We start from the raw sequence: 14,691 nt of genomic DNA, 5'->3' as shown, positions 1-14,691 counted from the left end.
CCTACTTTTTGAAACGGAGGATTTCATGAAAAAAATAATGCTGACTAAAGACGATACTCCCATCTATTATGATGTTTTAGGTTATGGTCCACCCCTTTTATTTCTACATGGCAACAGCCAAAACAATCGCTATTTTGACAAACAAATCAAAGATTTTTCACAGAGCTACCGATTGTTTTTACTAGACACACGAGATCATGGCAAATCCAGAAATACTCAAGATTACTTGGAAATAGGGTTGGTCATCGAAGATATTCTCCAGTTGATGATGATCGAACGACTGTCGACTCTGACCATCATCGGTTTCAGCGACGGGGCGAACATTGCTCTGACATTTGCCTGTAAATATCCTGAGCGGGTCAAGCATTTGGTTCTCTCTTCGCCAAATGTTCATGTGAAAGGACTGAAAGTTTCCCACCGTGTAAAATCAACAGCGTTACTTCGCTTGACCAATGCCTTAAAGCTGGAAAAAATCAGCCGTGTCATCAATCTAGGACTAACTGATTTGCCCATTACTAAGCAAGAGATGGGAAAAGTCGTCTGCCCTGTACTAATTATCGGCGGCTCCTTTGATATCATTAAGCGGAGCCATATGGAAAAAATTGCTGAGCAGCTGCCCAATGCTTCTTTTCTCCTTGCTAAAAATACCGGTCACTCTGTGCCAAGATTGCGTCCTAAGTGGTTTAATCAGCAAGTGCGGTCTTTCTTAACCGAAAAAAACACCGCACATCCCATTTCAGATAAGACTCACTTATAATTATAAAAATACCCTGTGAAACGAAATCATTCATTCCGCTTCACAGGGTATTTATTTTCAGATTTTTTCAGACAGGACTTTGGTGTTGTCCTGCTGGTGCTCAAAACTGCCGTTCCTTTTGCCACTCTTCTGTTAAATAGTAGCTGTTATCTATTTTTTTCTGATTTTTTATTTCCTTCTTATCATTCAAAAACATTTGCAAATCTTGATCTAATTGCAGCCAGCCGCGCCAGCCGATATGTATCGTGTCTTCCATAAAATAATCTTCTCCACGATGTTGCGTGTAATCTGCTATTTGGTTGAAGCCTTGAGAGCGCAGCTGTTTGGTGATTTTTTTGCTGAAATCATCCAGCATCTCTCTAGATAGACCAGTGTAGTCCGACCAGCGCTGGTTGACAGGCGGAATAACAAACAAAGCATCTATCTTATTTTCTGCCAGCTCGTTCAAAACTAACTGAAAATCTGAAAATTCTGGAGATTGAAGGTAATCATAAGAGATTTGAGAATTTTTCAGCTGACCTTTTAATGGGGCAATCCGCTGGGAGTAAAAATTATTAGCGATTCCTAATTCATTATTAGCTGTCTGTTTTTCTCCTGTCTGATACGCAAGAGTATCCAACTCATCAACTGAATAGTCGTCAGGAAGTTCACTGATGGCTTTTTCTATACGTTTTTCCTTATGTTGGATAGCTATCCGGCTAAATATCAAATCTTCGTGTGCTAACAAGTTATATTGCCGCTGACAATTTTTCATGTCCAGCTTTGATAGCGCCTGATGTTGTTCGATTTTTTTTAACATCCGGCTTAGCCCGGTATCAGAACTGATGCTGGAAAAAGTCAGTAACCGTTTGGCGACGAACTGTTCTTCCTCTCCAATGGTTTGTCCTTCCAGACTCAACAGCCACTGATAAGTCTGCAATGGGGAATAGTAGACGGAAAACATCTGGTCGCTCACACCATTTTTGACAAACCACTGAGGAGAAATAATAAATACTATTTGTTTTCCTTTCAACTCATCCCGCATGGAATGCAGCATCAAAAAATGGGACAAAGACTGAGTCCCTGGCGCCCCCAAAAGAAAGGGTTCATAGCCTCGATGGTACTTTCTTGCCAATACCGTAGGATGAAAGGCATTGATACGGCTAAGTTCGGAAGAGCCAAAAAAAGGCAAGAAGTCCTGTGAAGCTGCCGCACTATTTTTGTAGGCATTCCCTTTGATCACATTGATGGACATGGATGGTGCAGATTTTTTTAATTCTTTTTGCGAGGGAGCTTTCAGCCACTCTATCGGGGAAAAAAGCAGTAATAGTAAAAGCAGCACTGCTGCTGCAAAAGGACCAAGCGCCATCATTAATTTCTTTTTCATGATTATCCCTGCAAACTGACCACTTGCTCAATGATTTGTTGTGGGGTTCCCCATTCTGATCGATCAAATTCTGATACTGGCACTGTCACATCCAACTGATTTTCTAATTCGACTAACAGCTGTACGGTTGCAAGGGAATCTAGAATACCTTCCTCATAAAGATCCATCTCTAAATCTTCTTTCACTTCGTCACTTCCTGTAATTATTTCAAGTATTTCTAAGACCGTTTCTTTTGTTGTCATAATAAATCCCTCCTAAATTTTATGTGTAAAAAAAAGTTTAAGCAGTGTGTCAAAATAGCCGGAAAAAATCAACAAGCTAAAACAAACTGCGTGAAAAGTCAGAAAAATCGATAACCCTTTCGTTGCCATATTGCTTGGGAGCTTTTCTTTATGTTTCTTTTTAAATCTGATCCAAGCATCGTTCAAGCAAATAAGCGTCGCGTGAAATAATCCGTACGCAATATAATACCAAGTCAGCCCATGCCAAACTCCCATAATGAGAAACAGAGCAAAGTAGCCCACATTTGATGCCACAACCCGGCTTTTAAATACTTTTTTCTTGATGAGTGTAAACATCAAACGCATATAGACATAATCACGGAACCAAAATGACAGAGACATGTGCCATCTGTTCCAAAACTCTTTGATATTTGGACTGATAAAAGGTTTGTTGAAGTTTATCGGTGTCTCATGTCCTAAAAGGTAACTGACACCCACAGCGAACAAGCTGTAGCCGGCAAAATCAAAGAACAAATAAAAACTGTAGATATACATATAGCCTAGACTGCCTAAAAGAAGAAAGCCTTGATTGACCGCCTTATCTTGGATAATCGGCAATAACTGGCTGCCTAAAACATAGCCGATAATAAATTTATAAAGACAGCCTATAATGATAAAATGAATCCCCTTGCCCAAGAGTTCAACATACTTTTCCCGTGAAGGCGGCTGATGGATTTCGGCGGTAAATCGCCGGAAACGGTCGATTGGTCCCGAAGATATTGTCGGGAAAAAAATCAGGAACTGGATATAATCTCTCACTCTCAACTCTTTAATCGTCCCGTCACGGATTTCCATCACTACTTGAACTGACTTAAACGTAAGGTATGAATAACCTAAAAAATATAGCAAAGGTTGTTTGCCCGTATAAAGGGGCAAAATTTTAATCAGCACCATGGGCAAAATACTGAGAAAAACGCTGAGATAAAACCAGCGGCCCTGATTTTCCTTTTGGCGGTAACGGAGATAACCTGTTGCTATCACGATTTGCCACAAAACATAGCCAATCAATGCAAAGCCTTGCTGACGATGTGGCCCGCCAAAACTCATCCACAAGAAAAATAAAGTCAAAAAAGCCTGATACCCCGACAGCCGTTTTCCTCTTAAAGAAGCGGCGATCGACGGCAATAACAAAATGCCCAAAATCACAAAGTAAAAAGGTTTTTCATAGGGCGTTAAAAAAGGAAAAGAATTCAGTAAATAACTCATGATGGATTCACCTCTGCCATCAGCTGTTTACGGTCGATTTTCCCATTACTGGTCAAAGGCAACTGGGAGGTAAAAATAAATTTTTGTGGCATCATATACGCCATTAATTTTTCTTTCAGCAAATCTTTCAATTCCTTAACCTTTTCCCTCGGATTTTCCGGCTCTCCCTGTTCCAAAACCACATAAGCAATCAGCTGCTGCACTTTATGATTCTGATATTTAGGAACAACGCAGGCATTTTGAACTGCGGATAAGCTTAACAAATAGTGATCGATCTCCCCTAATTCCATCCGGTAGCCATGCCACTTGATTTGAAAATCTAAACGTCCTTGATAAAACAGCAGTCCATCTTTCAAGTAGCCGGCATCTCCTGTATGGTAAGCTTGTTTTCCTTGGTAGGAAAAGAAAGCTTCTTCTGTTTTTTGTTCGTTTCGAAAATAACCTCGGGAAACGCTTGGTCCCGCAATCACTATTTCCCCGATCTCTCCTGCTGTCTCCAGTTGATGCTGACCATCAAAAAGATAAATGTTAGTATCTTTCTTTACTCTTCCTAAAGGCAAACGCTCATACTTCCCTAAAATTTCCCGGGTAATCTGAATCCCAGTCACTGCAACCGTGGCTTCTGTCGGTCCGTAAGTATTATAAATTTTAGCCTGCGGGAAACGATCCAGTAGTTTTTCTGCCAGTTTATGGGGCAGTTCTTCACCGCAAAATAAAAAATGGGACAATTCCGGCAATGCAGCTGCTGTAAAGTCAGGACTCACCAAGCAAATTTCGATCAGTGAAGGCGTGGACACCCACACGTTCAATTTTAATTTAGGTATCGTTTTAAATAAAATCGGGAAATTATCTACCGTGTTTTTTTCAAGAGGTACCAATGTTCCCCCTGTCAAAAGCGCAGGAAAAACATCCATGACAGATAAATCAAAGGAAAAAGGGGCCTGACATAAATAGCGCTGACCCTGACCTAAAGTAAAATCTGCCAGTATCCATTGAAGAAAACTTTCCAAATTATTGTAACTGATTTGGACTCCTTTAGGTTTTCCTGTGGTACCAGAAGTAAAAATGATGTAAGTCAAATCATCTCCGGTGACCTGGTTTTCTAAAAGAGCAGATTTCTTCTCTTTAATAATCTCAGCAAATTTTTTGGAATCAATCAGATGTTCTGTCGCAATCTGCCAATCGTTAAAAGCGACCACGCACACTGGTTCTGCTTCCTCATAAATCAGCTTGATTCTATCCATAGGTGTATGGCAGTCCACTGGAACGTAAGGATGCCCCGCTTTCAAGCAGGCAACAAAACTTACCAGCATCTGCCCGGTCAAGCCTCCTGCCACTAAAATAGGTTCTTTTCCTGAAAATTCGCTGCTGAAATAGGCAGCTAACGCATCCGATTCTCTTTCCAACGCTCCATAAGTCAGTGCTTCGCCATTTTCTTTGTCATCGAAACACACCTGCATGGGGGTTAATGCAGCTGTCCGGCTGATAGCCTCAAGTATTATATTTCCCATTGTTTCACCACTTCCTTTTACCGATTCATTCATCATCGGTCCGTCATTTGAGATTTTTATATCAATGAAAGACACCCATGTTTTTAGAACTGATTATAAATAAATGATCCTCCGCCTACATGACTGTAATGATATAAATAAAAAAGAACAAGCAAAATAAAAAAATACAGCATAGTTTTTCCAATAAACATCCCTGTGTTTTTTACTTTTTCATTTTGATATGCCTTTGTTAGTTTTAAAAACATTTTAATCACATTCCTTTCTCAACTCTTATAGTCGCAAATGAATCGTCTATTATGAATGCTTATATTATTTTCCGTAGAATTCAAAAACTGTTTCTGACCCTATCATAGTATGCTTCTCCTGCTACTGCTATCCATCATTCGGAGGAACATTTTCTCCTACTTGAGACGGATATCTTTAAACAAATGCTGATTATTCGCCTCTGGAGTACGTTTAGTATTATATCACCGTGACTTATTCATAAAACTAACAAAATTGTAAGGTAACTGTCAGATAAGATAGTCGTAGATAGAAGTTTTTTAAGAAAGGAACAAACCCCCAGGTGATTTTCCGCAACAAAAAAGAGCGGTTGAGATATCTGCTCAACCGCTCTTTCAATCGTTTTTATTCTCTTTATTCTTCCTCGTCTTCAGTTTCAAAATCCAAATCAGAATCTAAATCATCTTCATCGACAACTGTCAATTCATCTTCCACACCTTCTGGAATCTCATCTTCATCGTCCATGTTGTCAGCACCGATTTCGGACAAATCTTTATTGTAAGCTGCAATTTCTTCTTCATCCTCTTCCTCATCATCAAGGATATAGTTGTCATCTTCGTCAGCCAAATCACTGTCTTCCGGATCATCGTCGTTGTAATCGATGGCATCTTCATCATCCATATCAAGGAAAGCATTTACCCGTTTGCGTTTTTTACGCTTCGGACGATCCTCATCGTCTTCATCGCTATAACTTGTCACTTCTTCATCAATCGAATCAATGGGATACCATGAACGCAATCCCCAGCGATTTTCTCCTAAAGAAATAAAACTGCCGTCAATATTTAAATCAGTATAAAATTGAGATAAATCTTCACGAATGTCACTATCGGCTTTTTCCAAGTAATTTTGAATTTGATTCACAAGATCAGAGAAGTCCATAATGTCTCCACGCTCTTCTAAAATAGCATGAGCCACTTCAATCATGGATAATTCTTCTTTATCAACACCATTAAACGTTTTTATCTCCAATCATTACACGTCCTTTCAAAGTCTACTGTTTATCATACATGATTAGCACGCTAAAATGCAATCAAAAAAACATTTTATGCGGTAAATTTCAGGCGCAGATGGTAAACCCCAAGTTTTTCCCGCCCGGCATACAGTTCGTAGTCGATCAAAACATTGCCTGAAGCCGGTCTATCCTTCAAGGTGACACGCAAATTAGTGGTCACTGTCCTGATTTGCAGGATACCGACAGGGGTGCGGTAGTTAGTGAAGTTTTCTTCTTGATAACTGAATCTGAGCCGCATCCTATGCTCATCGGCCCGGATTAATTGAACACTTCCGTCAGGTTCTATTTTAAAGGTTACATTGATCGACTCCTGAGTGCCGTCTTCCTTTTTCACCGGTTCTTGATACCGAAGATATAAGCTGTCGCCGATTTTAACAAATTGTCCCGGCACATCAAAAAAATGTTCATCCAGCTGTCCATTTTGAAATATTTCAGTCTGCAATTGAATCGCTATTGGAATACCACTTGTTTTCATTTCGCTTCGACTCCTAAATTTTAATCATCCTTCACTATTTTACCAAATTATTTTTCTTTTGTCCTATTGATAGACATCCCGGTCAAACTGAAAATCTGTCCCGTGTAAAAACTCAAAGCAAAAAGTAACTTTTTCTTTTGAAATCAGCTATAATAACAGTGAAAGAAACTATGAAAAAGGAAAATGATTCATGAAAAAATATCTTGAAGCTTTGCGTTCCTATTCTCCTAAAGCAGCAGATCAGCAGATCGTTAAACAATCCGAAGCTTTCCTTCCGTTTGCTTTAACAGATGTTTTAACAGCTGAAGCAGTTGAAAAAAATGCTGCCGTCATTCATTTTTGGGAATTTGAACGGACCGTTATCCTCGGTATGAAAGACTCTAGAGTTTCATACTTTTCAGAGGCGCTCAATTACTTGATAGAACAAAATTATCATCCGATTTTAAGAAGTTCTGGAGGTTTAGGTGTTGTTTCCGATGAGGGCATCCTAAACATCTCTTTTATTTTACCTAATTTTCCCGATAACAAGTTGAGTATTCAGCAAGGCTATGAATTTGCTGTCCAGCTGGTCAGGCAGGTCTTCGCAGACTTTCCTGTGGATATCAAAGCACGTGAAATCAGCGATTCCTACTGCCCGGGCACTTATGATTTGTCCATCAATGGAAAAAAATTTGCCGGTCTTGCACAACGGCGGATAAAAAATGGTATCAGTGTCATGCTTTATCTAAGCGTCTCCGGAAATCAAAATCACCGGGGAGAACTAATGGCAAACTTTTACCGGACTGGTTTGAAAGAAGCATTTGGCACAAATGGTTTTCCTCCAGTCAATCCTGACGCCATGGAGAATTTAAATACTTTATTGTCTGACTCATTGACTATCCCACAGCTGAAAGAAAGATTTACCAATGTCTTCCAAGGTCTATTTGATCAAACGATTGATGAAAGCTATCTTGAAATGATGGAGCAATCGGAATCATTCAATAAAAGCTTGTTAAATCAGCTGGACCGGATGGAAAACCGCAACTCAGCCATTGTCGATATCCTAGGAGGTGACTATGAAGAAGACCGTTAACGAACAACTATTACCTATTGAAAAAGTTTTCCGGGACCCTGTACATAATTATATCCATGTGCAGCATCAAGTGATTCTCGATTTAATCAACTCAAAGGAATTTCAACGTCTGCGCCGTATCAAACAGTTGGGGACTACTTCTTTTACATTTCACGGAGGTGAACACAGTCGTTTTTCTCATTCTCTAGGTGTCTACGAAATCACCCGAAGGATATGCGATATTTTCGCCAGAAATTTTTCCATTGCAGATAATCCCGTAGATGGCTGGGATGATTCCAACAGATTGATTGCGTTGTGTGCCGCCCTGCTCCATGATGTGGGTCACGGACCCTATTCCCATACTTTTGAAGGTATTTTTGATACGGATCATGAAGCCTTCACAGTTGATATCATCACCTCGCCGGAAACGGAAATTTTCAGTATTTTAAATGATGTTGAGGAAAATTTTCCCGAAAAAGTCGCCAGCGTTATTACAAAAGATTTCCCAAATCCTCAAGTCGTACAGATGATTTCCAGTCAAATCGATGCGGACCGGATGGATTATTTATTGCGGGATGCTTACTTTACCGGAACGGAGTACGGTACTTTTGATTTGACACGGATTTTGCGCGTGGTACGTCCTTACAGAGACGGGATTGCTTTTACTACGAATGGCATGCATGCAGTCGAAGACTATATCGTCAGCCGTTATCAAATGTACATGCAAGTGTATTTTCACCCGGTCTCTAGAGGGATGGAAGTGATTTTAGATCATCTGTTGAAACATGCAGCAAAACTCTACCGGCAAGATGCTAGTTTTTTCAAATTACACTCGCCGCTCTTAGTTCCCTTTTTAGAAAATCACTACACCTTGTCAGAATATTTAAAATTAGATGACAACGTCTTAAACTGCTACTTCATGATGTGGTGCGAACATCCTGATCCGATTCTGCGGGATTTAGCCAGCCGTTTTCTGAACCGGCGTCCCTTAAAATCGGTGAAATTTGTGGCGGGACAAGATGAACCGCTAATTGCTGAAATGACTGAGATTATTGAAAAACTAGGATACGATGCAAAAAACTACACTGCCATCAACTCCAGTTACGATTTGCCTTATGATTTTTACCGGCCTAATCAAAAGTCCGTCCGGACGCAAATCGAATTGATGGAACACGACGGCACTCTGGTGGAGCTTTCAAAACAAAGTTCTCTCGTAGAAGCCCTGGCAGGCGAGACCCACGGAGATGAACGTTTCTATTTTCCAAAAGAGATGTATCAGCCGGCATCAGATCTCTTTCAAGATGACACCCGCTTATTTGCCTCTTACATACACAACGGCAGAATCAGCGACCCTAAAAAAAATATTCCTTAAGCGATTGGCAGCTTTGAGGAAAAAGTATTCCATCTTTATCTCTTTCATAAAAATTGGTTTCACATATAAAAAAATAAAAAGGAGCAGGATTTCATTTGTCTATAAAACTTGTAGCCATTGACATTGATGGCACTCTACTGAATTCCCATCATCAAATAAGTAAAAAAACGATTGATACGATTAAGCAGAAACGTCAGGAAGGACTTCGAGTCGTCCTAGCCTCTGGCCGTCCTTTAATTGGGATGACCACCTTTATAAACTCTCTAGGATTGACCACGGAGGACGATTTCATTATCAGCTACAACGGTGCTTTAGCTGTCAATAGTGCAACAAAAGAAGCGTTCGTGAAGCATACATTGACCTATGAAGAATTGTTAGAGTTCCATCATTTAAGCCAAAAATTAGATGTTCACTCCCATTACCAAGATTCGAAAGCTATTTACACACCAAATAAAGACATCAGTCCTTACACGGTTCATGAAGCATTTTTAACCCAGATGCCTTTGTTTTACAAAGAAATGTCGGAAGTCTCGCCAACAGCTTCCATCAATAAATACATGATTATCGACCATGAAGAAATCATCGATGATGTGATGAAGAAAATTCCTCAAAGGTACTATGACCGCTATAATATCGTAAGAAGTACCGGCTTCTTCCTCGAATTCTTGAACAAAGAAGCAAGCAAAGGACTGACTTTGAAAAACTTGTCAGATAAGTTGGGAATCCAGCGTTCTGAAGTGATGGCTATCGGTGATAACGAAAATGATATTTCTATGCTAGAGTATGCTGGTATGGGTGTGGCTATGGGAAATGCTACTGATACAACAAAAAAATACGCTGACAAAATCACTTTGACAAATGATGACGAAGGCGTGGCTCATGCTCTGGAACAATGGACCTAAACCGCTAGTTTCTTTTAGTCCCAAAGGAAGTTTGCTATACTTGAATTAACTTACTGGAAAGGAATGATCCAATTATGAAAATGGCACATACCTGTGTTCGCGTAAAAGATTTGGAGGCATCACTGGACTTTTATCAAAAAGCGTTTGGTTTTATAGAAACTCGCAGAAGGGATTTCCCTGAACATAAATTCACTTTAGTCTATCTAACCTTGCCCGATGATGACTATGAATTGGAATTAACCTATAATTATGACCATCCGGGATACGATTTAGGAGATGGTTATGGGCATATTGCCATCGCAACAAATGATTTGGAAGGCCTTCATGCCAAACATACTAATCTGGGGATTGAAGTAACTCCTCTTAAAAATCTGCCGGGAGTCCCGCCGTCATATTATTTTGCCATCGATCCAGATGGTTACAAAGTTGAAGTCATCCGGGAAAAATAAAAATTCACCAAGCGTTATTAAAAAAAACAACCAAATTATCGGGAGAAAAAGATTTCTCCCGATTTTTTATTGTATAAGCCTTTATAGACAGTCTGCACTTATCACTAAAGGCCCCTGTCAGTATAAACAATCCATATACTGACATTTTATCGTTTGATTAATGTTTTTTTATTTTTTTTCTGCTACAATAAGGTCAAGATTACTTAAATTCAGGGGGAAACACAATGAAGGAGTTTGCTAGCAAAGAAGAAGAAAAAAACTATTATGAAACCCAAGCAGCAGAAAAAGAATTCTTAGACTGGTATGCCCATCAGGAAAAACCTGCCTATATAAAACCTGCTGTAACTGTAGATAATGTGCTGCTGAGTTATAATCGAAAAGAAGATCAGCTGAAAGTCCTTCTTATCCAAAGAAATACTCACCCTTTTCAATATTCTTGGGCATTGCCCGGTGGATTCGTCCATCCTAATGAGTCTACTGCTGACAGCTGTATCCGCGAAACCAAAGAAGAGACCAGTGTGGCAATCTGTACTGATAATATCGAACAACTACACACATTCAGCACACCGGGTCGGGATCCCCGCGGTTGGGTCATTACGGTCAGCTACTTGGCTTTTATCGGTGAAGAGCCGCTTACAGCCGGTGACGATGCCAAGCAGGCGCTGTGGTTCACTCTCCAGCGTCAAGATAACTTATTATACCTACAGCATGAAAAGTATGACGACATCATTTTAGATTTGGAAACAGGTGAATCCCTTGGAAAAACCTCTCTGGCTTTTGACCACAGTGAAATTATCTTAAAAGCATTCAAAAGAATCAAAAATAAAATGTATCATGAGCCTAAAATCTTACAGGTACTGGGGAAAGAATTTTCGATTACAGAAGCTCGCAAAGTCTTTGCTAAATTTTTAGGGATTTCTTTTCATGACATCGACCATTCAAATTTTAAAAAAGCTATGCGGCAATATTTTGAAGAGGTGGGTGAGCGGCCAATCGGCATTGGCAGACCTTCAAAAATTTACCATTTGAAAACAATTGATGAATGAGTAAAATATCAGCTCGCACATTCGAAACTATTTTTTAAAATCTTCTATACAAAAAAATGTTGGCAAGGAAATCATCTGCGATTCCTTGTCAACATTTTCATTTATAGCCTTTGATTTTAATTTAAAAGTTCTTTAACGATGGCGTTGACCATCTTGCCGTCTGCTTTGCCTTTCACCTGAGGCATCACAAGTCCCATAACTTTACCAAATTCTTTCATGGATGCTGCCCCGCTTTCAGCAATAGCTTTAGAGACCAGCTCCCGGACGTCATCCTCTGTCAACTGAACCGGCAAATATTTTTCAACGACCACCAGTTCCGCCTTCACTTTCGTCACCAAGTCATCACGGTCGGCTTTACTGAACTCACTGATGGAATCACGTCGCTGTTTTACTTCACGGGCTAAAACAGTTAACTCTTCATCCTCTGTCAGCTCACGCCCCACCTTGATGCCTTCATTCTGCAAGGAAGACTTGATCATCCGTAATGTAGTCAACGTCTCGCGATCTCTCGCTTTCATTGCTACCTTGATGTCCTCATTTAAAGTATTTAATAATGACATACTTTCCAGCTCCATTCACGAAGATTAAAATTTCTTACGCTTTCTAGCTGCCTCAGATTTTTTCTTACGTCTGACACTTGGTTTTTCGTAGTATTCACGCTTGCGATACTCTTGCAGTGTACCTGTTTTTGAAACGGAACGTTTGAAGCGACGAAGAGCATCATCAAGAGATTCATTTTTCTTAACGACTGTTTTTGACATGTAAATTCCCCTCCCTCCGAGCTTAAAAAGTAACCGTTTTTTCTTTGAATAATTTCAGACAAAAAAACTGTCCTTACACCATTATATCTAATTGCTATTTTTACGTCAACTTTTATTGGAAAAACTGTTATCTTTTTCGGCTTTTTTTGCGACACATTTTGCACATTTTCCGAAAATTTCAAAACGGTGCTCTTGAATCTCAGCGCCATTTAACTGTTCTTCAAAATAATCCATTGGACACATCTCAAGCACTTGTGTCGCTCCGCATTCTGTACAAATAAAATGATGGTGGTGATGACTGCCCCCATGAGCACAATGGAACCTGAATTTTTTCTCCCCGTCAAATTCAGTTTCCTCAAGAATGTTCAGTTCAGTAAAATCACTTAAGTTGCGGTAAATCGTATCAAAACTGATACCTTCATAGTGTTCATTCATGAAATCATAAACTTCTTTTGCCGAGATATACTTATCTTCTGCTTCTAAATAAGTCAGCATTGCCTTTCTTCGCTCAGTAAATTTAAAGCCTGCTTCTTTCATCAGTGCCAGAGCTTGATTAATTTTCAAATCGCTCATTTTTACCAGTCCTCCGTTTTCTAAACTTATGCTATAATAAGTTGGGAACAAAATCAAGAAGGGAATCTCAAGATGAACGAAGAATGCGTAAGTATATTTGTAATTTCAGATTCAGCAGGCGAAACAGCATCAAAACTAGCCTCTGCTGCAATCGCTCAGTACCAAGATGTAAATATTTGTTTGGTTAGAAAAACATTTATCAATGAAGAAGAAGATTTGATGGAGGCGCTGGAAATGGCTCATTCTTCCAACTCCATGATTATCCACACCATGATATCTACTAAATTGGTAGATATCGCAAACCGATATTGTGAAAAACACCAGCTGTTCTGTATGGATATTCTTTCACCTATCGTGGGAGAAATAGAACAAAGGTCCCATGTGAAACCTAACCGTTTACCTGGGGCACTACATTTTCTAGACAAAAACTATTTTAAACGTATCGAAGCAATGGAGTTTGCCGTTACCTACGATGATGGTAAAGATCCCAACGGCTTCCTTGAAGCTGATATCGTTCTTTTAGGAGTGTCTAGGACTTCGAAAACACCTTTGAGCTTATTCTTAGCAAATAAAAATCTGAAAGTGGCAAACTTGCCGCTGATTCCGCAGGCCCATATTCCTAAGCAGCTTTGGGAAATCGACTCCAAAAAAATCGTCGGCTTGACAAACGATCCCTACGTGTTAAACAGGATCCGTCAAGAAAGGATGAAAGCCTACGGACTCAATCCGGATACCGCCTATTCTAATATCGATAAAATCCATGAAGAATTAAAATTTGCACAAGAACTTTATGACAAATTAGGCTGCATCGTCATCAACGTTGCTGACCGGTCTATCGAAGAAACCTCTTCGATGATATTAGATTTGCTGGAGATTGACGAACACAGTTATTACGGATAAAAAATCTTTAAAAAAACTGAACAAAGTTTCATAAAACAGCACGGCACTTGGCCATGCTGTTTTATTTTTTATTAATTTATTCCTAATCCTGTTGCCCACTCCACCTTCAAAAAATAGTTCAAGCAAAACTTTCCAACCCCTGATAACGAACTCAATTTATCATTTCTTTTTGACACTTCTGCTTGCACTCTCTGATAAACTAATAAGAAAATAAATGAAAAAGATAAAAATCACGCACCTTTAAATTTCTCTTTTTTTAAGCCCTTGAACTATTTTCTACGACTTTAAAAATATCGGGTTGAAAATCTTTTTAATGAATGACTTTATCAAAATAACTAAAAAGATGCTGTTCAGAAAGTCTATTTCCTAACCAACATCTTACGATTTAATCGGCTCTATAATTTATGGGACTGATGAATCAAAAATTGATTCATCAATCCCATTTTTTTGTATTAAATAAAAAAACATATAGTTCTTCTGTTACTATTAAAGCGTCTAACCTAAACAGTAAGGAGAACTATATGCTATGACACATGATATCAAAAAATTACTAAGAATTATAGACCCTGATCTAACTATTTTAGCTGTTTCTAAAGAAGTGTATCAAGACAGGCAAACACTGATTATTGAAGCTGATTATTTACCCGCTCCTAAAGTTTGCCAAGTATGCGGTTCAAGTCCTATGGACCATGAGGGGAAGTATAGGGTCGTTAAAAATGGGACTAAATCTTCTATGATTCGGTTGGA

Annotated in this window: 18 protein-coding genes (1 of these 18 only partly in view); 8 read left to right on the top strand and 10 right to left on the bottom strand. The window is 39.3% G+C overall.

Features of this window, described 5'->3' with window-relative positions; genetic code table 11:
* Nucleotides 1-25: 25 nt before the first annotated feature.
* Nucleotides 26-757, top strand: coding sequence for an alpha/beta fold hydrolase (locus tag AC4PHI_RS04045; RefSeq protein ID WP_492201033.1), 732 nt, complete (start codon nt 26-28; stop codon nt 755-757).
* Nucleotides 758-857: 100 nt separating this feature from the next.
* Here the strand turns inward: AC4PHI_RS04045 and dltD are convergent, their stop codons facing one another.
* From dltD to AC4PHI_RS04010, 7 genes are all read right to left on the bottom strand, one after another.
* A complete protein-coding gene (dltD, locus tag AC4PHI_RS04040; RefSeq protein WP_492201032.1) occupies nt 858-2,123 on the bottom strand; it encodes a D-alanyl-lipoteichoic acid biosynthesis protein DltD in 1,266 nt (421 codons plus the stop codon).
* Between the two features lie 2 nt (nt 2,124-2,125).
* A complete protein-coding gene (dltC, locus tag AC4PHI_RS04035; protein ID WP_492201031.1) occupies nt 2,126-2,365 on the bottom strand; it encodes a D-alanine--poly(phosphoribitol) ligase subunit DltC in 240 nt (79 codons plus the stop codon).
* A gap of 12 nt (nt 2,366-2,377) precedes the next feature.
* Complete coding sequence (gene dltB, locus AC4PHI_RS04030) at nt 2,378-3,610, bottom strand: D-alanyl-lipoteichoic acid biosynthesis protein DltB (RefSeq protein WP_492201030.1); 1,233 nt, start codon at nt 3,608-3,610, stop codon at nt 2,378-2,380.
* Nucleotides 3,607-5,121, bottom strand: a complete 1,515-nt coding sequence (dltA, locus tag AC4PHI_RS04025) for a D-alanine--poly(phosphoribitol) ligase subunit DltA (protein ID WP_492201029.1) — start codon at nt 5,119-5,121, stop codon at nt 3,607-3,609. The genes dltB and dltA overlap by 4 nt, the downstream gene beginning before the upstream one ends.
* An 83-nt stretch (nt 5,122-5,204) precedes the next feature.
* Nucleotides 5,205-5,366 carry a teichoic acid D-Ala incorporation-associated protein DltX gene (locus tag AC4PHI_RS04020; RefSeq protein ID WP_492201028.1) on the bottom strand — a complete coding sequence of 54 codons (162 nt, stop codon included), beginning with the start codon at nt 5,364-5,366 and terminating at the stop codon, nt 5,205-5,207.
* Nucleotides 5,367-5,757: 391 nt separating this feature from the next.
* Entirely contained in the window at nt 5,758-6,372 is a 615-nt protein-coding gene (gene rpoE, locus AC4PHI_RS04015) for a DNA-directed RNA polymerase subunit delta (protein ID WP_492201027.1), read from the bottom strand.
* Nucleotides 6,373-6,446: 74 nt separating this feature from the next.
* Complete coding sequence (locus AC4PHI_RS04010; RefSeq protein ID WP_492201026.1) at nt 6,447-6,890, bottom strand: YwiB family protein; 444 nt, start codon at nt 6,888-6,890, stop codon at nt 6,447-6,449.
* A 190-nt stretch (nt 6,891-7,080) separates the two neighbouring features.
* Between AC4PHI_RS04010 and AC4PHI_RS04005 the strand changes: the two genes are divergently transcribed.
* The 5 genes from AC4PHI_RS04005 to AC4PHI_RS03985 all read left to right on the top strand — a co-directional run bounded on the left by AC4PHI_RS04005 (nt 7,081) and on the right by AC4PHI_RS03985 (nt 11,710).
* A complete protein-coding gene (locus tag AC4PHI_RS04005; protein ID WP_492201025.1) occupies nt 7,081-7,962 on the top strand; it encodes a lipoate--protein ligase family protein in 882 nt (293 codons plus the stop codon).
* Complete coding sequence (locus AC4PHI_RS04000) at nt 7,946-9,313, top strand: HD domain-containing protein (RefSeq protein WP_492201024.1); 1,368 nt, start codon at nt 7,946-7,948, stop codon at nt 9,311-9,313. The genes AC4PHI_RS04005 and AC4PHI_RS04000 overlap by 17 nt, the downstream gene beginning before the upstream one ends.
* Before the next feature lie 95 nt (nt 9,314-9,408).
* The gene (gene yidA, locus AC4PHI_RS03995; protein WP_492201023.1) at nt 9,409-10,215 is read left to right on the top strand and encodes a sugar-phosphatase; all 807 of its coding nucleotides are present in this window, start codon (nt 9,409-9,411) and stop codon (nt 10,213-10,215) included.
* 74 nt (nt 10,216-10,289) lie between these two features.
* A complete protein-coding gene (gloA, locus tag AC4PHI_RS03990; protein WP_492201022.1) occupies nt 10,290-10,664 on the top strand; it encodes a lactoylglutathione lyase in 375 nt (124 codons plus the stop codon).
* Between the two features lie 224 nt (nt 10,665-10,888).
* Nucleotides 10,889-11,710 carry an NUDIX domain-containing protein gene (locus AC4PHI_RS03985; RefSeq protein ID WP_492201021.1) on the top strand — a complete coding sequence of 274 codons (822 nt, stop codon included), beginning with the start codon at nt 10,889-10,891 and terminating at the stop codon, nt 11,708-11,710.
* 116 nt (nt 11,711-11,826) lie between these two features.
* Here the strand turns inward: AC4PHI_RS03985 and AC4PHI_RS03980 are convergent, their stop codons facing one another.
* From AC4PHI_RS03980 to AC4PHI_RS03970, 3 genes are all read right to left on the bottom strand, one after another.
* Entirely contained in the window at nt 11,827-12,270 is a 444-nt protein-coding gene (locus tag AC4PHI_RS03980; RefSeq protein ID WP_492201020.1) for a GatB/YqeY domain-containing protein, read from the bottom strand.
* A 24-nt stretch (nt 12,271-12,294) separates the two neighbouring features.
* Nucleotides 12,295-12,471 carry a 30S ribosomal protein S21 gene (gene rpsU, locus AC4PHI_RS03975; protein ID WP_492201019.1) on the bottom strand — a complete coding sequence of 59 codons (177 nt, stop codon included), beginning with the start codon at nt 12,469-12,471 and terminating at the stop codon, nt 12,295-12,297.
* A 105-nt stretch (nt 12,472-12,576) separates the two neighbouring features.
* Nucleotides 12,577-13,044 (bottom strand): Fur family transcriptional regulator, encoded by a 468-nt coding sequence (locus tag AC4PHI_RS03970; RefSeq protein WP_492201018.1) that lies wholly within the window; start codon nt 13,042-13,044, stop codon nt 12,577-12,579.
* A gap of 72 nt (nt 13,045-13,116) precedes the next feature.
* On the opposite strand from AC4PHI_RS03970, the gene AC4PHI_RS03965 reads away from it, so the two are divergent.
* Nucleotides 13,117-13,944: a pyruvate, water dikinase regulatory protein gene (locus tag AC4PHI_RS03965; RefSeq protein ID WP_492201017.1), complete on the top strand. Its 828-nt coding sequence runs from the start codon at nt 13,117-13,119 to the stop codon at nt 13,942-13,944.
* 526 nt (nt 13,945-14,470) lie between these two features.
* A protein-coding gene (locus AC4PHI_RS03960) for an ISL3 family transposase (RefSeq protein ID WP_492201016.1) crosses the window boundary here: on the top strand, nt 14,471-14,691 show its 5' end (the start). The gene runs 1,084 nt beyond the window's last position; only the first 221 of its 1,305 coding nucleotides appear in the window; the start codon lies at nt 14,471-14,473; its stop codon lies off the right edge, out of view.

The sequence above is a fragment of the Vagococcus sp. QWL-13 genome (assembly GCF_058683555.1).
Note: the sequence above shows the minus strand (reverse complement) of the source record. Positions and strands in the feature narration are given on the sequence as shown.